Consider the following 18,327-nt stretch of genomic DNA (forward strand, 5'->3'; position numbering starts at 1 on the left):
GACATGAATCACCCCAGCTCACTTGAGGCACCTGCCGCACAAATCGATTTTCGCGCCAGAGTCGCGGGCGTCAGCGGCTATTTCGAGTCGATCTCGCCTGAAACGCTTTCGGAGATTCCACGCTGGTACGCGGCCGAGGCTCGCTTCAAGGACCCGTTCAACGACGTGCATGGACTCCCCGCGATCACGCGCATCTTTGAACACATGTTCCTCAGCCTGCACGAGCCGCGCTTCGTCGTGACCCGGCAGATCGTGGACGGCCCGCACGCCTTTCTGGTGTGGGAATTCCACTTCCACTTCAAGCGCTTTGACACCATCACGCAGCAGGTCGTGCACGGCGGTTCACACCTCACCCTGACGCCCGAAGGGCTGATCAGCGAACACCGCGACTACTGGGACCCGGCCGAAGAGCTGTACGAGAAGCTGCCGGTGCTGGGTGCGTTCATGCGCTGGATCAAGCGACGCGCGACCGACTGAGCTCCCCCCGCGCCGCTTCGCGTCACCCCCCTGAGGGGGGCGGCACTGGCGGCCCGGCGAAGCCGGTTCCGCGGTGCCCTGGAACGACTCCCGCTCTGGCGCACGGGCCGTGATGATTGAAGTGGCTGCTCGCAGGACCACCACCCTGGAATGCCGAATCTCTCCGGCGCGCGGGACTTGATCCAGAGATGCGGCGGAACTGGCTTTGCCAGGCCGCTCGCGTCGCCCCCCTGGGGGGGTGACGCGAAGCGGCGCGGGGGGGACCTACTCTGGCCGGCTATCGACGAAACTCTGCCGCTGCTCCAGCTTGTCGCTCAGACGCGCCAGGTTGGGATGGGCGCTGCGCCAGTCGATGACGGGGAAGCGGAAGTCGAGGTAACCCAGGGCGCAGCCCACCGCTACGTCGGACAGGCTGAAATGAATGCCCGAGCAGAAAGGCTTGTCGCCCAGGCCCTGGCTCATGGACTTCAGGCTGGCGTCGATCTTGGCCAGTTGGCGGTCGATCCAGCCGTTGCAGCGCTGTTCATCGCTGCGCCCGGGCCAGGTGCTCTCAAGGCGGGCAAGAATGGCCGCGTCCAGCACGCCATCGGCAAGCGCTTCCCAGGTCTTGACCTCGGCGCGCTCGCGGCCTTGTGCGGGAATGAGCTTGCCCACCGGCGACAGGGTGTCCAGGTATTCGACGATCACCCGGGAGTCGAACACCGCTTCGCCGCCCTCCATGACCAGGCAAGGCACCTTGCCCAGCGGGTTGGAAGCCATGATGGTGGTATCGGCAGACCACACATCCTCCAGGATGAACTGGTAGTCGAGTTTCTTTTCGGCCATGACGACGCGAACCTTGCGCACATACGGGCTGGTGATGGCACCAATGAGTTTCATGGACGGTGGCGATGTGACAGGTTTCCCCGGGGTTGGCCATTTTATCGGTGAGATCGTTCCGTCGCGCTGACAAGGGCCACAATGCCCCGGCGTGTCTCGCCACGTCCACAACCCGTCCATCGGAGCGCCAGAATCGCCCCGGCAGTGGCGAAACCCTGGGCTTCTACAATCCCCCGATGCGTCCGACCTCCCACACTCCCACTTCCAGCGCCGCAGCGGCGTCCAACCCCTTGTCCCCTGTTTCCGCCCTCTCGCCGCTGGACGGCCGCTACGCCGGCCGGCTGGCCCAACTGCGCCCGTTCATGAGCGAACAAGGCTACATGCACCGGCGGGTGCAGGTCGAAGTCGCCTGGTTCATCGCTCTTTCAGACGCCGGTTTTGCCGAATTCAAGCCGCTTTCACCCGGCGCACGCACCTACCTGATGGGACTGGTGAAGAACTTCAGCGAAGCCGATGCCGTGGCCATCAAGGAGATCGAAAAAACCACCAACCACGACGTCAAGGCCGTCGAGTACTGGATCAAGTCGCGTTTTGAAGCGCGCCCCGAACTGGAAAGATCGTCTGAATTTGTGCATTTCGCCTGCACCAGCGAAGACATCAACAACACCAGCCACGCCCTGCAGCTCAAAGGCGCGCGCGACGCCGTGCTGCTGCCTGCGCTGGACGCGGTGATCGCCAAGCTGCGCGAGATGGCGCACACGCACGCCGCCGTGCCCATGCTCAGCCGCACACACGGCCAGACCGCCAGCCCCACCACGGTGGGCAAGGAACTGGCCAACGTGGTGGTGCGCCTGACCGCCGCGCGCGAGCGGATCGCCGGCGTGAAGCTGCTGGGCAAGATGAATGGCGCCGTGGGCAATTACAACGCTCATCTTTCCGCCTGGCCCGATTTCGACTGGGAAGCCTTCAGCCGCAACGTGATCGAGCAGCCCGAGCCGCTCGGCCTGGGCCTGACTTTCCAGCCCTACAGCATCCAGATCGAGCCGCACGACTACATGGCCGAGCTGTTCGACGCGATCGCGCGCACCAACACCATCCTGATCGACCTGGCACGCGACATCTGGGGTTATGTGAGCGTGGGCTATTTCAAGCAGAAGCTGAAAGTCGGCGAAATCGGCTCCAGCACCATGCCGCACAAGGTCAACCCGATCGACTTCGAAAACGCCGAAGGCAACCTGGGACTGGCCAATGCGCTGCTGCGCCATCTGTCCGAAAAACTGCCCATCAGCCGCTGGCAGCGCGACCTGACCGACTCCACCGTGCTGCGCAACATGGGCGTGGCCGTGGGTTATGCCGTGCTCGCCTACCACTCGCTGGGCGTGGGCCTGGGCAAGCTGGAACTCAACGAAGAAGCACTGGCCGATGACCTAGACGCCTCTTGGGAAGTGCTGGCCGAGCCGATCCAGACCGTGATGCGCCGCTTTGGCGTGTCCGGTGCCTACGAAAAGCTCAAGGAGGTTACCCGCGGCAAGACCGTGACTGCCGAGGCCCTGCACGGCCTGATCCAGAGTCTAGAGATTCCCCAGGCAGAAAAGGACCGGCTGCTGGCGATGACGCCGGGCAGCTATGTGGGCAAGGCGGCGGAGTTGGCAAAAAGGGTGTAACCCCCCGCGCCGCGCCTTCGGCGCGTCACCCCCCTGAAAGGGGGGCGCACCCAGAGGCCCTGCAAAGCCGGTTCCTCGGGTGCCCTGGACTGGAACTTCTCACGCCGACCACGCTTTAACACGCGGATTGTGTGACGGAATTGTGTTTGCGCAGTGAGCATCCAGCAGGCTGCTTGACTTGGCGCAAACGGGATACGGGGTCTCGCCTCTACAGTTTCTTCCTTGATTTCCAAGGAGAAACGCGGCCATGGCCATCGAACTTTTTAATCAGAATGGCCATGTGTGCCTCATGTTTGCCAACCTCAGCGACGAGGGTGGCGAAGCCGTGCAGGCGAACCAGTTCCTCGTGATCCATGGCGACTCCGGCGCCATCATCGACCCGGGCGGCAACATGGCATACAACGAGTTGCTGCTTACCATCGGGCGCTTCTTTCCGCCCAACAAGCTATCGAAAATTCTTGCCTCACACGCAGACCCGGACATCATCGCCTCGCTGGACCGCTGGATGACCAGCACCCAGGCCACGCTCTACATCTCGCGCCTGTGGGAACGATTCGCCCCGCACTTCTGCAAGCCGGGCAAGACCCAGGGCCGCATCATCGGGATCCCTGACCCCGGCATGCGTATTCCCCTGGGCAACACCGAACTGGTGGCGCTGCCAGCGCATTTCATGCACTCCGAGGGCAATTTCCAGTTCTGGGACCCTGTGAGCCGCATCCTGTTCTCGGGTGACCTGGGCGTGTCCATTGGCACGTCGCTCGATGCAAGCAAACCAGTGACCTCGTTGGCCACCCACATCCCCAAAATGGAAGCGTTCCACCGCCGGTACATGGTGTCGAACAAGGTGCTGCGCCTGTGGGCCAACATGGCGCGCAGCTTGCCGATAAAGATGATCGTGCCACAACACGGCGCACCCATGGCGGGGGCTGCGGTGCAGGAATTCATCGACTGGATTGGCACGGTGGATTGCGGCGTGGACCACCTGACGCAGGCGAACTACGCTGTACCCGCCTAGAAAAGGGCCCCCACGCTCCGCCGCTGGCGCGGGTCGCTGCCCCCCGAGGGGGCTGAGCCTGCCTTGGGGCGGCCCGGCGACAGGCTCGGCGGCCCCCACGCTCCGCCGCTGCGGGGGGTGCCTCACCCCTCTAGGGCGCGCTCCGCGTAGCGGTTGAACCGCCAGGCATCGCCTTCGATCGTGATGCGGCGCCAGCTCGTGCGCTTTTCACCCGGCGTCATTTCGGTCCAGCGCTGGACCTCGTCGAAGGTGCGTCCGCAGCCTTTGCAGACCGCATCACCCTGGCTGGTTGAGCAGATGGCAATGCAGGGGGTGTCGGGCATGGTTTCGAACCAGGTCATCCACGCCAGGTGTGCGGCGGGCGGCAAGGTCTTTTCATCGGCTTCGGTTTCGTGAAAGTAAACCAGCAGGGCGTAGACTTCGGCCAGGGCACGCAGCTCTTTGGCCAGTGATATGCCGTCCGGCGAAGGTGAGCGCTCACGCCAGTAGTTGATCGCGGCCTCGATGTCGGTGATGTGAATGCCTGCCATGCGTGCTTCAGAGTTGGGGAGGGCCATGATAGCCACAGACCGATCGCTGTGGCTTCTACGCACAGCCGTTCACATGCGCAACGCCTAGAATTCGCCACCCTCCCACTGCACTTGGCGACACACCATGCTGATGAAAACGTTCGGCTTTTCTTTTGCCTTCAGCGCACTCTGCCTGGCGGTCGCGGGGTGGTGGGGGCTGCAGTCTCCCATGGGGCTCTGGACGGCGCTTTGGCTGGTGTTTGTCCTGGCCATTTTGGAAATCAGCCTGTCGTTCGACAACGCGGTGGTGAATGCAGGCGTGCTCAAGGGCATGAGCCCCTTCTGGCGCCAGTTGTTCCTCACGGTGGGCATTCTGGTGGCCGTGTTCGGCATGAGGCTGGTGTTTCCCATCGTGATCGTGAGCGTCTCGGCCGGCATCGGATCGATGGAGACCATGCAGATGGCCCTGAACCAGCCACAAGCCTACTCTGACGTGTTGACGAGTGTGTACCCGGTGATTGCGGCGTTTGGCGGCACCTTTCTGCTGCTGGTGTTCCTCAATTTCATGTTCGATGTGAACAAGGAAACCCATTGGCTCGGGCCCCTGGAGGAACGCCTCACCCGCATCGCCAAGTTTGACGAAATCAGTGTCTTCATCGCACTTTCGGTGATCTTCTCCGGACTGTGGTGGTTGCCGGAAGCTGATCAGATGCGCGTGTTTGTGGCCGGTGTCTCAGGCATTCTTCTCTACCTGGCGGTCGATGCCGTGGGTGCCTTGTTCGCTGACGAGGCCCAGGGCGATGCCGCGGTCAAGACCGTTCAGCGCACCGGGTTTGCGGGCTTTCTTTATCTTGAGGTGCTGGACGCCTCTTTTTCATTCGACGGCGTGATCGGCGCTTTCGCGATCACGCGCGATGTGGTCATCATCATGCTGGGCCTGGCCATCGGCGCCATCTTCGTGCGGTCCATGACGATCTACCTTGTCAACAGGGGCACGCTGGGCGCCTACATCTACCTTGAGCATGGCGCACACTACGCGATCGGCGCGCTCGCGGTGATCATGCTGGCCGGCACGGTCTATCATGTGCCCGAAGTCATCACCGGCTTGATCGGGGTGGCCTTCATCGCGGCCTCGGTGCTTTCTTCCGTTCTGCACCGGCGCAAGCTGCCCCTGACGGAACCACCACACCCGCCCAACTGACATGAAACAACCCCCACGCTCACTTCGTTCACTGCCCCCCGAGGGCGCGCGTCAGCCCGGGCGTCACTGACATGAAACTGATCGCCAAATGGCTGCTCGCAGCCTGTGCCCTGCTGCTGGTGGCCTACATTTATCCTGGCGTTCAACTGCAGGGATACGGTTCGGCACTGATCGCTGCGGCCGTGATCGGGCTGTTCAATGTGTTGCTGCGCCCGGTGCTCGTCATCCTCACGCTGCCGGTCACCGTGGTCACCCTGGGACTGTTCCTGTTTGTGATCAACGCCCTGCTGTTCTGGGCAGCCTCGGGCTTGCTGGCCGGTTTTGGCGTCAATGGTTTCTGGGCCGCCATGCTGGGCTCGGTGATCTATTCGCTGCTGATGCTCGTGGTGGACGCGGCGATCCGTGCCATCTTTCCACGCTGATCAGCTGCCGGGCTCTTCCTTTTCGAACTCGCGCAACAGGCGTTCCACGTCGCGGCGGCGGCTGTCCACAATGGCCATGGTCATGGGATCTGCGTTTCGCACCGCCACCGGCTGAGCCTGCGCCCCCCGGTAACGCTCCAGCGCGCCGGCATAATCCAGATGCGCCACGCGCGACTCGGCTTCAGCCCGAATGGCTCGCAATGTCTGCCCCTGGGCATGGTGGACCCGGGCCAATGTCTCCCAGGCCAGTGCATCACGCGGATGAACCACCACCCAACTCTGCAGCCGTGCCTCTGCCAGCTGCGGTTCGCGCGAGGCAATGGCTGCCTGGGCACCCAGCAGCAGCAAGGCACGACTGCCACTGGCCAGCGCCTGGTCACGCATCGCCTTGTGGGGTTCGGACCAAGCAGCGCCAGCCGAAGCATCACGGCTGGGCGACAACATCAGCTCCAGCAACAAGGCGTCAACGACCCAGGCGACATCCGGCGTCACCTGCCTGCGCAGCGTCTGGGCCAATTCACGAGCCGATGCTGGCTGGCCCAGTCGCTGTGCCGACCAGGCGGCCGCGTAACGGTCGCCGGGTGAGGCCTCGGGGCCACGGCCGTTTTGCAACCAGGCGCCCATGCGGTCGGTGCCCTTTTCTGCCAACACCTTGGCGCGCGCCGCCATCAGCGGATGCAGGGCAGGGGACATCTGTGCCGCTGATCCCGAAGCCTTGGGCAGGTCGAGCAGCAGCCCACCCCTGCGATCAGGCCCCGCAGGCTCTCGCAGGGGTCCGTTCTGGGCAGCGCCTGGAGATGCGGGGGTGGTTGCCATCGGCAAACGGGCGCGCATGTCTGCGATGCGCTCGCTGTTGAGCGGGTGACTGCGCAGGTACGGAAAGCCACCATCGTCGTTCAACCGGTTGGCCTGCTGCAATTTGTCGAACATGGTCACAAAGGCCAGCCCGTCAAATCCTGCGCTTGTCATCACGCCGAAGCCAACCCGATCGGCCTCGCGCTCCATGTCGCGCGAGAAGTTCAGCTGCGTCTGTGCCGCAACCGCCTGGCTGCCAACGATGGCGGCGTTGGCCACATCGGTGTTGGCTCGCGCGGCCAGCGCACCCAGGATCAAGGCCCCGAGCATCCAGGGCGCCATCTTGTCCTGGCGGGTCAGCATGCGCGCGATGTGGCGCTGCGACACGTGGCTGAGCTCGTGCGCCATCACCGAGGCCAACTCCCCGGTGGTGTCGGTCACGGCGATCAGCCCAAGGTTCACACCCAGATAGCCCCCAGGCAGCGCAAAAGCATTGACCCGCCGATCCCTCGAAATCACCAGCTCCCAGGCCAGGCGCTCGGCCAGTTCGGGCGGCACCTCGCCGCGCGTGCGCGCGGCACCCAGCAGCGGTTGCCAGATCAGCTGCAGGTAGTCGCTCAGCACCGGATCGTCCAGGTAGTCCGGATCGCGGTAGATATCGCGCGCGATACGATCGCCCAGACGCCGCTCAGCCGCGATCGACATGCCTTGCACGTCACCCAGACTGGGCAGACCCACCGGCTGTGCACCGGCCCAGCTGCCGGGCAGAATGGCCAGCGACACCGCCAGTAAAGCAGATAGCCAGCGCGCTGATGCTGGCGTGGAGGGCGGGCAGGTAGGAACGCTCATCCCCGTATGATGCCGCCAACCCAGCGAGGTTTCCGTAAAGCACACGCAAAGTCAGGCCATGACACCATCAAATACGCCCTCCCACCCGGTTTCGGCTGATACAGACAGTACCGCCAGCGCCAGCCCCCTGACCCACTTCGACGCGCAAGGGCAGGCGCACATGGTCGACGTGGCGGCCAAGGCGCACACCCACCGCGTGGCGATGGCCGAAGGTTTCATCACCATGGAACCGGCCACCCTGGCCCTGATCCAGAGCGGAAGCGCCAAAAAGGGCGACGTGCTCGGCATTGCCCGCATCGCCGGCATCCAGGGCGCCAAGCGGACCAGTGAGCTCATCCCGCTCTGCCATCCGATCGCGCTCACCCGCGTGGCGGTCGAATTCGACGTGCTACCTGACCCGCCATCGGTGAGATGCCGCGCCACGGCCGAATGCACCGGCCAGACCGGCGTGGAAATGGAAGCCCTCACCGCCACCAGCGTGGCACTGTTGACCATCTACGACATGTGCAAGGCGGTGGACCGAGGCATGACTGTCAACGGTGTGCGGCTGTTGGAGAAGCGGGGAGGGAAAAGTGGGCACTTTGTGGCTGAGTGATCGGCATTGACGCACTGCCAAGAGCACTCGAACAGGCCACGACACTCAAACCGGTTCGGTGAGCAGGCTCCTGTGGGACCGACGTTGCCGCGATCCTGAGGTCGCGTTCTCTCAGGGATGTGGCGCTGAAAGCGATGCAGGATCTGCGTCACTTTTACCCGCACGATAGCGCAAGATGGGGAGACCAACGCGCACCAACACAGGGGAAAAAAGCAGCGTGACCAGCGAACCAAGGATCAGCAAACGAATCGAGGGGTGCTGTTCCGCCACCAAGGGCACATGCTCCACCACCAGCAGGCCCAAGCCCGAGGCCAGCAACAGCATGAACAGCATCGCCGATTCGATGCGCAAGTTGCGAAGACCCAACTGCCGGCCAAGGTACTGGTTGACCATGGCTCTTACCATTTCGCAAGTTGCAACCACAACCGCTGCGCCGGTCAGGCCCCAATCCCAGACCATCAGAGGCACCAGCAGTGACGCAAAGCAAAACAGCTTCACCGCGCCACCAACCGCCACCCACCTGGAGTGCCCGGTGGCGAGGAAGGCCGCGCCATACATGTTCTCCAGACAACCGAACCACACCCCGACCGCGAGAATGGGCAGAAAAACGCCAGCTTGCGCATAGCGATGGTCGTACGCGAGTTCGAAGAAGCTGGTGGCCCCTACGATGAGGAGCGTCGCCATGTAGGTGGACACCACCAGTACCGGCGCCCGGGTTCTTCGGAAGGCTTCATCCAGGCCCACGCCTTCGTCAAGCATCCGCGCGTACCACGGGAAAATCACCTTTGTCTGAAGGGTCCCGATCAGCGCCGACACCATCAATGCCAGGCTCGCCGCGATCGAATAGACCCCCACCTCTGCCAAAGGAAACAAGCCGGCAAACACCAGGCGGTCGATCTGCAGCGCCAGAAAGGACAGCAAGGTACTCAGGAAAATCCATTTGCCAAACGAGAAAATTTCCCGCACGGAGGCGGGGTCCAGCATGAGACGATGCGCCCGGTTGGGTAGCATCCAGTAAGAGAGAAACGTGCGCAGGCCAGCTGCCAACACGGCAGCGATGGCCAGCGCATACACCGAGCGGGTAAGCCACGCCAGCCCCACCATCACGATGGCATTGCACATCTGCACCAACAGCTCCAGCCGGGTCACCGTACCCAACTGCATCTGCCGTGCGGCACTCAACATGCGGGAGGACTGCACACCGTCGATCAGCGCAGTGAGCGCCACCAGCGGGATGAGCCAGCGCAACTCCAGCGCCATAGGATCGTTGGCGCCATAGAGGGTCGCCAAAGGCCATGCGAGCAAAGCCGCTGTCAGGCACAGCACCGCACCGCGGATCACCTGCAAGGTCCACGCAGTATTCAGGAAGTCGGGTTCGTCACCTCGGCAGTTCTGCACCACACTAGGCTGCAACCCAAGGTCAGAGAACATGGACAGGCCCTGCATCACCGCAGCAACGATGGCCATCAATGCAAACGCTTCTTCGAAGAGCAAGGCGGCCAAGGCGATGTTCGCCGCCAGACGCAATGCCTGGCCTATCCCGAATCCGGCGACGACCCAGCCCGTACCTGCGCGAGCCCGAGCCGAAAACGCGGCACGATCAGGCCCAGTGGACTCAGGCAGTGGAATTGACGCTTGGGGATCCATCAGGATGCGGACGGTTCAGGACCGCTCACGGGTTGCTTCATCAAGCCGACATAGGCAACGCAGACGCCGAGCACTGTCCAGTAGACCACGGACACAGCCAGAATACTGCTGACCGTGTAGATCACCAACATGACGGCTGCCAGGGTGGCCGACAACGCTCGGCCAAGTACCACGGCCTCAGCCCCATGTGTGACCGCCTTGCGCGTCGCGGCCCTGACTTGCTTGAACGCGAGCACAAATGCGCCCACGAAGAGCCCCAGCCCGATCAGCCCCGCATTGAGCACCACACCGACATAGGTGTTCACGATGTCGATGATGCCATCGCCTTGCACCATCACCTGGAGCTCCGGCGCACGGAGATAGTCCACCGACCCGAGCCAAAGGTTGCGTTCGATCACCGGCAAGGCGCTGGTCAGGAGGTTGGCACGGTATTCCACATTGAACTCATCGACCGTCCCCACAAATGGCAGCATGTCGAGCACGACTTTTCCCATGGGAAGCACGTTGAGCATCACCCAGGCGGCCACAATCACCAGCACCGTGGTGGTCAGCTTTTTGAGCGCACGCGGCCCCTGGATCAGATACACGACCAGCAAAAAACCAGCCCCCACCCAAGGGCCCCGGGACAAGGAACTGGCCACACCCATCAACAGCAGCCCCACGCCCAGCCACTTCAGCTTGGCAGGTTCCACATATTCCTTGAGGAAGAAGAAATAACCCAGGGCCACCATTGCCACATAGCCGAACACGATCGAGTTGCCCACAGTGGCATTGGGACGAAGAAAGGCGCCGCGGTAAAGGTATCCGCCAAATTCCATGGAATTGAGCCCCAACGCATTCAGCACCGAGAAGTACAGCTGCCAGCTCAGCACCACTTCGATCACTGCCATGGCCGTCAACATCATTGCGCTCATGGCAAATCCTGCCAGCGCATACTTGAAGCCATTCAGGCTGCGAAGACTCCTGCTGGCCACGTAATAGGGAAGAAACACATCAAGGCCTATGGTGACAATGTCGCGCAATCCACTCGTCAGGTTGGCCTCGCGAAAACGCAGCAGCGAAATCAACACCAAATAGGCCAACACCATCCAATCCACCGATGACCGACCCCACTTCAGCGTCGAAGAGCGTTGAAACAAAGCAATGGCCGCAGGCAGTAAAAGCACAAGGGCGAGCAGGCGGTACTGGTTGAGAACGAGGATGTAATTCACCAAGCCCATGCCTGGCACCTCGGTGCTGGCTGGCGGCGCCACGAACAGCAACAGGAAGTACACCCCCATGACATGGGCCTCCCTGCGCGCCATCACCAATGCGTACGCCGCAACCATGAAGACATACAGCCAATAGCTGTGCGCCAGGAACAGAGCCAGGGTCATGCACACCCAAAGCATCCGCCAGCGCGAAAATGTCTTGGCATCGACGAGCTGGACCAGAGCCGGCCGGGCAATGTAAAGGACAGTGACGCTCAATACGAGCACCACCACCAACGCACGCAGGTGTTCTGGCATCGTCAGTGGATCCCCGTAACGGGGTTTCGCATGACCATGCGGTCGACGCCCAGGCGTGAACCAGCAACCGACGTCAGACGGGCCAATCGCAGATGCCGGGAGCGGCCGGAAGGCGCAGGCATCTCAGTAATAGTTGGCTTGGGTTGACGACTCTTCCTTGTTGAGGACAACGCCCAGGAGGTTGGATTTGGCAAGTCGCATCATGCACTCCTCGATCTCTGTCTCGGACGAGGCCCCATTTGCAATCACCAGCAGTACGCAGTCCATGTGCGGCAGCACAGCCATGACATCGTCAGCCACCAGCATCGGCGGAAGATCAAAAATCACCGTCCGGTCCTGGTAACGGTTACGCAAGTCGGCGATCAGATGATTCACTTTGGTAGAAGAAAGCACCTCGGCAGCCTTGGCAATCGGCCTGTGGGTAGGCAATACCACCAGGCGCTCCATGCCAGGATTGACCAAGGCAGCGGCCACATCGGCCTTGCCCTCAAGTACTTCATTAAGTGACTGGTTCTGGTGAAGCCCAAGCGACGCAGCCACCCTGGGCCGCCGAAAGTCGAAATCCACCAGCAACGCTGTCCGATCTGGCTGCTGCGCGATGCTGATGGCAAGATTGATGGCCATCAAGGTTTTGCCCGACTCCACCGTGGGAGAGGTAATGGCCAGCGTCCGCCACCCCTTTTCTTCCATCTGTTGCAACACCTGTGTTCGCAGCACATCAAAGGCCCAACTGGCCTGATGCGACTTCTGATGGGCCACGATGCGATGCTGCTCGAGATGCCTCTCGTCGAGTCTGACGACCGGGGTTTTTTGATACTGGATGGAAGCGGGAGCCGGATTCACCACTTCTGGTGCTGCATCCTCCGGAACCGGGGTCGGATCGATCTCCGGCTCATTGGCCGTCGCCAGAGCGATGCGGCCCCCTGTTTTCGCTTTCTCGATGGCGAGCTTGATGCGTTCCATGTGGCAGAGGACCTTCAACCCAGGCGGGCAAACATAGCAATCAACAGGGTGTTCAGGGGCATGATGAACAGATGGATCAGCGCCAGGCACAACAGTCCTGCGCTCGCGATCAACCATGCCGACCGCTTGCGCAGAGCATGCGCCGCCCTCTGTTCTGCCATGGTCGAGATGTAGGGGACAACCACCAAGGGGCGCTGCCCTGTGATGGCGCTCACCGCATTGACGCCACGCACGCGCGCAAACAGGTTCTCAAGCACCACCACCACGCCGGCAGCAGCGGCCAAGGAAAGGAAAAAGCCCAATGCCACCATTTTTTTGCGACTGGGCTTGATCGGGTATTCCGGCAACAAGGGCGGCTCCAGCAACGTGAACCGCTCGGCTTGCTGCCCGCCTTCCATGTTTTCGACCACCTGCGCAGACAGTTGTTTGGCACGCAGGTCTTCATACTTGGCTTGGGCCGAATCGTAGTCGCGCTGCAAGACGGCCAGGTCTCGCTCCACCTGCGGCGCTCTCAGCACCTGTGACCGAAGCCGCGCAATGTTGGCTCGAAGGCTGCGCTGTTGATCCGCTGACAGTTCCGCTCGAGCACGTGTCGAGGAAATCTGCGCCTCCAGCAGAGAAACGGCCAGTTGCGCCTGAGCGGCGGCAGCGGTGCGCGATGGGCTGACGGCATTGGCTTCAGCAATTACCGCCTTTTCCAGGGTTTCGATTCGGCGTATCTGCGCACGGATATCAGGATGACTCTCGGTATAGATTCCCCTGATGCGAGCCAGCTCAGCTCGGGCCCGCTCCAGCTCCTGTTCAGTGGATGTTGGCCCTATGGAGGCGCCTGCACCCGGCGCCATCACGCCTGCCCGCGCACCCGCCAGCTCCACTTCAAGTCTGCGCAACTCATCCAGGGCAGCCTGATGATCGCGCTCGGCGCCGCGCAGGTCGGCCTCCAGCGCCTGGATGCTTGCATTGCTTGTGGCATCGGGCATCACCCCACCCTGACGCTGCTTGTACGCAGCGATCTCCCGTTCCAGTTGCTCAAGCTGCTCTTTCAGTCTCTCGGCTTCTGCATTGAAGAACTCGGTCGTTCTTGCGGCCTGCTCGACACGCGACTGCGTATTGCTCTGCAGAAACAGCGTCACCAGTTCCTGCGCCACCGCAAGAGCCTTTTCAGGTTCCGAATGCTGAAACGACAGGTTGAAGGAGACGGAGGCGGGCCTCTGCCAGTCGCCTCCCCCGAGAGTCATCACCTGTACACCAATGCTGCCTCGCATCGCTTCAGTCACCTCGATTTCCTTGCCCGGACTCGACATGGCCTCTTCGGGAAACAGCTCGTGCTTTCGCACGATGCGAAGCAGATTCTCCCGCGTCATGAGCCTCTGGCGAAGAACTTGGACGCGATCCTCTGCGGGATTTGCATTGCCTGCTCCGCCCGCATCGGCCTGTATCCGAGGTCCCTCGACCAGAATCGTCGCGTAGGACTCGTAGACCCTGGGAGCGAGCAAAGCGATCACCACAGAGGCCGCAAGGACGGATCCGATGACAAGGATGATCACCACCCCCCAACGGCGAACGATGGACAGGTAATCATGAAATGTCAGTTGATAGTCGGCCGCCATGGTACGCAAGATTCAGAAATTGGGGTGCGAGTAGACAAGCCCGAGTCCAACGAGATTGCCGCTTGCACGACCGTCTGCAGCTCTCAGTCGCCGATGCTCCATCCCGAAACTCATCGACCAGAACGGCGTGAGCTCGGACAGCAACCGCGCAGAAAAACTGGAACCCGTGGTGTCTTCAGGGGCAAGAGACTGGGCCCGGCTGGCCCGTAGCGAGAGTGAGGTGCTGGACGTCACCACATAGTTCAGGGTCCAGTCCACTTCCTGCGTGCGCAGATAGCCCCCAACCGTACCGCCAGCCGCCACATTTCGAGCCCACCCGACTGAGGTCGAAAACCGCTCGCCGGCATACGCCAATTGAAGCCGCCCCACCGGATCCGTTTGGCTTCTCGATCCGCTGGTACGCACCACGCCCACCTCAGAGGTCAAGGTCAGGACTTCACTCAATGGCCTCTCATACCTGAACAACAGTCCCGCACGCGAGTCGTTTTCCGACTCGCCGTCGGGCACCAGGCGCGCGGCACTGGCTTCCAGGGAATACGTTTCGTCTTCCCCACGATCACGCTCAATGGCGATGGATGCCGCCGTCTCGTGGTAGTCCTCGAGCAAGGGGGCGTCGTAGCTCACACGGGTATGCACCGCTCCCAGATTCATCCGGGTGTTCGGCGCCAGATCCTTGGTCCATCTTGCCCCGAGCACGCCGGTTTCCTGGGTACTGTCGACCGAGACACGTCCAAAATCTGCAAATTCGGAAGAGCGGGTAGAGTCCCGGCCATAGGATGCACTCAAACTGAGAACAGACGTAGGACGGCTCAACTCCAAGGTGTAGCCAACGTCAGGAAGGTTGCGATTGGCGCTCAGTGCGGTGTTGCTCGACTGCTCGATGGCCACACCCATGGTCAGTACCGTTCTCACATCATCACGCACCGACTCGATTTCGTAGCGTGGGGCCAGACGGAACACGGTTACACGGCCCTCCCCGTCCGGAGCCAGCCCAGGATTGGTAACGCTTTCGACCTCGAGCGGTACGGTCAGAGAATGTTGTGCCCACCCATAGGGGGCAGCGACGACCAGCGACGTGGCCAGAAGCCTGCGCATGAGTACGCGTTTCATGCTCACGGCACCAGAATCGTGTCGCCAGGCATCAAGACGACGTTGGTGTCGAGCTGTGATCCTTTGATCAAGTCGTCGTAGCGAACTGGCAACACCTTAGGCCCTGACGGCGTATTCCTAAGCACGCGGATCGAATTGCCGTCGGCAAACCGGTCCAGGCCACCCGCCTGGCTCAGCATCTGGAGAACGGTTGTATTGGGCCCTGACAATACGACGGGGCCCGGATTGACCACCTTACCCAACACATAGACGCGACTGCCGTCTGTTCCGATCACTGCGACCGTCACCACAGCCTCCGGAATGTACTTCCTGAGCTTTTCGGCCACGCGCGCTTCCGCCTCCGGAGTGCTCAAACCGGCCACTTCCACCCGCCCGGCCAGAGGAAAGGTGATGCTGCCATCTGGCAGGACCCGCACTTCCATGCGCAAGGCTTCATCGCGCCATACGGAGACCATCAGTGAATCACCATGACGCAGGATGTAAGGGCTCGACGATTGGGCGAACGCGGCACAACTCGTCAAGCAAAGGATCGCGAACCTGAGGTATTTGGACAATGTCATCGCTTCGCTCCATTAATCAATCTAGCTTACCACCGCGCACGTTTGTGTCTGCTTGGAGCCGCATAGCTGCCGTCCTCTGAGGCGCGCCAGCAAGCGCACGACCATTTTCACAGCACCGCACACTGTCTGACTCCCTGTGCCGTCGATTTTGCGCCCATGTGAGAACTCTTAACGCTTTTCTCGGACAATGTGATCCACACTTGCGGGGAGCCTCCGTCACGATGAGGCGGCCGACGGACCGTTCACAGCGCTGAAAATTCGAGGCGCCAAGAGAAGTGACGGCGATCAGCGGGCCGTCGATGCCCGATCTCCGACGTTCCTTGTAGACGCTGCTCCTTTATGCCACACTCATTGCGCACCACCGACAACTTTCTTATGCATTTGCAGAGGACAGCAAGGCGTGACGCAACGAGCCTGGTTCTAGACAATCCTTCGCAAATGGGCGCCCTAGTGTCTGGGGCTCCTGCGTAGTTGGCTGCCACAGCGCGTTTGTGATGACTCTGTTTTGCTAGCGATCCTCATTTGAACTGTTTCAACATGCTCAAAAAACACCTGGCAGCGTGTCTTGTTGGTTTTGCCGTATGCACGACGGCCTTTGCCAATGACAAGTTCAGCGTCTTCTATATTGGGCACAGCCTCCTGAGCGACATCCCTGCCATGACCAGGACGCTGGTAGAAAGCGACCGAGGGTCTCGATTTTCGCTGCGCCAGCAGGAAATCCCCGGAGCGCCGCTGCGCTGGCAATGGGAGGCAAAAGACCGCAATGATCAGTTCGAGCCCCATTTCGGCGGCCGTTACGACATCCACCTCAGCAAGGGCGAATTCGATACCTTGGTGTTGACCGACAGCGTTCCGCGCGGCGGCCCTGGCATGGAGGCAGAGACGGTCGATTATCTTGGACGCATCGCCGACTTTGCCAGAAAACATCGGCCAGACATCCGGATTTATTACTATTCGACTTGGCACTTCCTCACCAGCGGAACGCCCAACAACTCACCGTATGACAAGGATGCGCCCAATCGGAATCTGAAGTGGCGCGAACGGATTGACGCCGATGCAAAGATGTGGGAGCGCATCGTCGACAAGGTGAATGCCGCCAGGCCAAGCGCTCCGCCGATACGGATCATTCCGGGAGGAACCGTTCTTGCCGCCCTTTCCGACGCCATTGATGCGGGTGAGTTCGCAGAATGGAAATCCATTCAGGATTTGTTTTCTGATGACATTCACACCAACCACTATGGCAAATATGCGGTGGCCTTGGCCCACTATGCCGTGCTCACCGGAAAGAGCCCGGTGGGTCTCACTTCCAACCTCAAGGATCTCTGGGGCCGGCCGTACTGGAATCACAAGACCTGGGATGGAAAAATCTATCCACCGATGCGCCCAGAAACCGTGAAAAGGATGCAGGAGATCGTGGCCAATACGATCTCCTCTTTGCCACGTTGACATTCAACGCGACAAGGCAGGGCACACCTGGCCAGTCGCTCTACTCATTGATTCTTAAGTGCGAATGACTGGAGCATCTTTATCCATGACATCCGCCCAGGCCCATACAACCCTTGGCGTGGTAGTGATCGGGAGGAATGAAGGCGAACGGCTCAGGCGCTGCCTGGATTCTGTCAAGCATTTCGATGCGCAGATTGTCTACGTCGATTCTGGATCGACCGACACCTCAAGAACGATGGCGGCAGAGATGGGCGCCAGCGTGGTTGAACTCGACATGTCCGCTCCATTCACGGCAGCAAGAGCGCGCAACGAAGGGGTTTTTCACCTCCTGGAGCTCCAGCCTTTCATCGAATACATCTTTTTCGTCGACGGCGATTGTGAAGTTGCTCCCGGCTGGCTCCACGCAAGCATCCAATATCTGCAAGACCATTCGGACTGTGCGGTGGTTTGCGGGCGGCGGCGTGAACGTTTCCCACAGCAAACCATGTACAACCGCTTGTGTGATCAAGAATGGGACACACCGATTGGCGAAGCCCGCCAATGCGGGGGTGATGCGGTCATGCGGACCCTTGCCATCACTTCCGTGAATGGTTATAGAGGCTCGATGATTGCCGGTGAAGAACCAGAGCTTTGTGTGCGACTTCGACAAAAGGGCTGGTCTATTTACCGGCTGGATCACGAAATGACTTTGCACGATGCGGCGATCACACGCTTCGGCCAATGGTGGAAGCGCAGCATGAGAGCGGGTCATGCATACGCTGAAGGCGCATGGCTGCACGGGGGCCTCCCGGAACGCCACTGTGTTGCCGAGACACACAGGGCACTTTTGTGGGGAGCGGGAATTCCTCTGACGGTTACTGCATTGGCGCTGATTTGGGGGCCCTGGTGGATGATGCTGTTGAGCATCTACCCGCTCCAGCTCTTTCGCCTTTGGCGGAAAAACCGCTCTTTCCTCACGGCATGGTTCATGCTGGTGGGCAAGTTCGCCGAAACCCTGGGCATCCTGAAATTCCATTGGACCAGAATCAAAGGCGACGCCGCCCAGATCATTGAATACAAGTAATCAGCTCACAAAGGCTTTCACTTGGCTCAAGGCATGATAGGCACTTGGTCTCCAGGCTTGGGGGACCCATCGAT

17 protein-coding genes are annotated in these 18,327 nt (G+C 61.1%); 8 read left to right on the forward strand and 9 right to left on the reverse strand.

Annotation, left to right across the window (positions count from 1 at the left end; genetic code table 11):
* Window positions 1-3: 3 nt before the first annotated feature.
* Window positions 4-477 carry a nuclear transport factor 2 family protein gene (locus J2W49_RS09885; protein WP_310315053.1) on the forward strand — a complete coding sequence of 158 codons (474 nt, stop codon included), beginning with the start codon at window positions 4-6 and terminating at the stop codon, window positions 475-477.
* A 264-nt stretch (window positions 478-741) separates the two neighbouring features.
* Here J2W49_RS09885 and J2W49_RS09890 read toward each other — a convergent pair whose 3' ends face one another.
* Window positions 742-1,356, reverse strand: a complete 615-nt coding sequence (locus J2W49_RS09890) for a glutathione S-transferase family protein (RefSeq protein WP_310315056.1) — start codon at window positions 1,354-1,356, stop codon at window positions 742-744.
* A 176-nt stretch (window positions 1,357-1,532) separates the two neighbouring features.
* Between J2W49_RS09890 and purB the strand changes: the two genes are divergently transcribed.
* Both purB and J2W49_RS09900 read left to right on the forward strand, forming a co-directional pair.
* Complete coding sequence (gene purB, locus J2W49_RS09895; RefSeq protein WP_310315059.1) at window positions 1,533-2,960, forward strand: adenylosuccinate lyase; 1,428 nt, start codon at window positions 1,533-1,535, stop codon at window positions 2,958-2,960.
* Window positions 2,961-3,207: 247 nt separating this feature from the next.
* A complete protein-coding gene (locus J2W49_RS09900) occupies window positions 3,208-3,975 on the forward strand; it encodes an oxygen-binding di-iron domain-containing protein (RefSeq protein ID WP_310315061.1) in 768 nt (255 codons plus the stop codon).
* A gap of 122 nt (window positions 3,976-4,097) precedes the next feature.
* On the opposite strand, the gene J2W49_RS09905 is transcribed toward J2W49_RS09900, so the two are convergent.
* Window positions 4,098-4,505 carry a DUF3717 domain-containing protein gene (locus J2W49_RS09905; RefSeq protein WP_310315218.1) on the reverse strand — a complete coding sequence of 136 codons (408 nt, stop codon included), beginning with the start codon at window positions 4,503-4,505 and terminating at the stop codon, window positions 4,098-4,100.
* Window positions 4,506-4,635: 130 nt separating this feature from the next.
* On the opposite strand from J2W49_RS09905, the gene J2W49_RS09910 reads away from it, so the two are divergent.
* Both J2W49_RS09910 and J2W49_RS09915 read left to right on the forward strand, forming a co-directional pair.
* Window positions 4,636-5,685, forward strand: a complete 1,050-nt coding sequence (locus J2W49_RS09910; RefSeq protein ID WP_310315220.1) for a DUF475 domain-containing protein — start codon at window positions 4,636-4,638, stop codon at window positions 5,683-5,685.
* Between the two features lie 71 nt (window positions 5,686-5,756).
* Window positions 5,757-6,107 (forward strand): phage holin family protein, encoded by a 351-nt coding sequence (locus J2W49_RS09915; RefSeq protein ID WP_310315065.1) that lies wholly within the window; start codon window positions 5,757-5,759, stop codon window positions 6,105-6,107.
* Here the strand turns inward: J2W49_RS09915 and J2W49_RS09920 are convergent, their stop codons facing one another.
* Complete coding sequence (locus J2W49_RS09920) at window positions 6,108-7,751, reverse strand: M48 family metalloprotease (protein WP_310315068.1); 1,644 nt, start codon at window positions 7,749-7,751, stop codon at window positions 6,108-6,110.
* Between the two features lie 58 nt (window positions 7,752-7,809).
* Here J2W49_RS09920 and moaC point away from each other — a divergent pair, with 58 nt between their 5' ends.
* Complete coding sequence (gene moaC / locus J2W49_RS09925) at window positions 7,810-8,346, forward strand: cyclic pyranopterin monophosphate synthase MoaC (RefSeq protein WP_310315071.1); 537 nt, start codon at window positions 7,810-7,812, stop codon at window positions 8,344-8,346.
* A 111-nt stretch (window positions 8,347-8,457) separates the two neighbouring features.
* Here the strand turns inward: moaC and J2W49_RS09930 are convergent, their stop codons facing one another.
* The 6 genes from J2W49_RS09930 to J2W49_RS09955 form a co-directional block, all read right to left on the reverse strand.
* Window positions 8,458-9,993, reverse strand: a complete 1,536-nt coding sequence (locus J2W49_RS09930) for an oligosaccharide flippase family protein (protein WP_310315074.1) — start codon at window positions 9,991-9,993, stop codon at window positions 8,458-8,460.
* On the reverse strand, window positions 9,993-11,477 hold the full coding sequence (locus J2W49_RS09935) for an O-antigen ligase family protein (protein ID WP_310315223.1): 1,485 nt from the start codon (window positions 11,475-11,477) through the stop codon (window positions 9,993-9,995). Before J2W49_RS09935 ends, J2W49_RS09930 begins: the two co-directional genes overlap by 1 nt.
* Before the next feature lie 147 nt (window positions 11,478-11,624).
* The gene (locus tag J2W49_RS09940) at window positions 11,625-12,464 is read right to left on the reverse strand and encodes a CpsD/CapB family tyrosine-protein kinase (RefSeq protein ID WP_310315076.1); all 840 of its coding nucleotides are present in this window, start codon (window positions 12,462-12,464) and stop codon (window positions 11,625-11,627) included.
* Between the two features lie 14 nt (window positions 12,465-12,478).
* Window positions 12,479-14,074, reverse strand: coding sequence for a GumC family protein (locus J2W49_RS09945; RefSeq protein ID WP_310315079.1), 1,596 nt, complete (start codon window positions 14,072-14,074; stop codon window positions 12,479-12,481).
* A 12-nt stretch (window positions 14,075-14,086) separates the two neighbouring features.
* Window positions 14,087-15,184 carry a hypothetical protein gene (locus J2W49_RS09950; RefSeq protein WP_310315085.1) on the reverse strand — a complete coding sequence of 366 codons (1,098 nt, stop codon included), beginning with the start codon at window positions 15,182-15,184 and terminating at the stop codon, window positions 14,087-14,089.
* Window positions 15,185-15,186: 2 nt separating this feature from the next.
* Complete coding sequence (locus J2W49_RS09955; RefSeq protein ID WP_310315088.1) at window positions 15,187-15,744, reverse strand: polysaccharide biosynthesis/export family protein; 558 nt, start codon at window positions 15,742-15,744, stop codon at window positions 15,187-15,189.
* A gap of 537 nt (window positions 15,745-16,281) precedes the next feature.
* Here J2W49_RS09955 and J2W49_RS09960 point away from each other — a divergent pair.
* Together J2W49_RS09960 and J2W49_RS09965 are read left to right on the forward strand one after the other, a co-directional pair.
* Window positions 16,282-17,190 (forward strand): DUF4886 domain-containing protein, encoded by a 909-nt coding sequence (locus J2W49_RS09960; protein WP_310315090.1) that lies wholly within the window; start codon window positions 16,282-16,284, stop codon window positions 17,188-17,190.
* An 85-nt stretch (window positions 17,191-17,275) separates the two neighbouring features.
* Window positions 17,276-18,253, forward strand: coding sequence for a glycosyltransferase family 2 protein (locus tag J2W49_RS09965; RefSeq protein ID WP_310315092.1), 978 nt, complete (start codon window positions 17,276-17,278; stop codon window positions 18,251-18,253).
* Window positions 18,254-18,327 lie beyond the last annotated feature (74 nt).

Origin of the sequence: Hydrogenophaga palleronii (genome assembly GCF_031457455.1) — a bacterium.
Classification (GTDB): domain Bacteria; phylum Pseudomonadota; class Gammaproteobacteria; order Burkholderiales; family Burkholderiaceae_C; genus Hydrogenophaga; species Hydrogenophaga palleronii_A.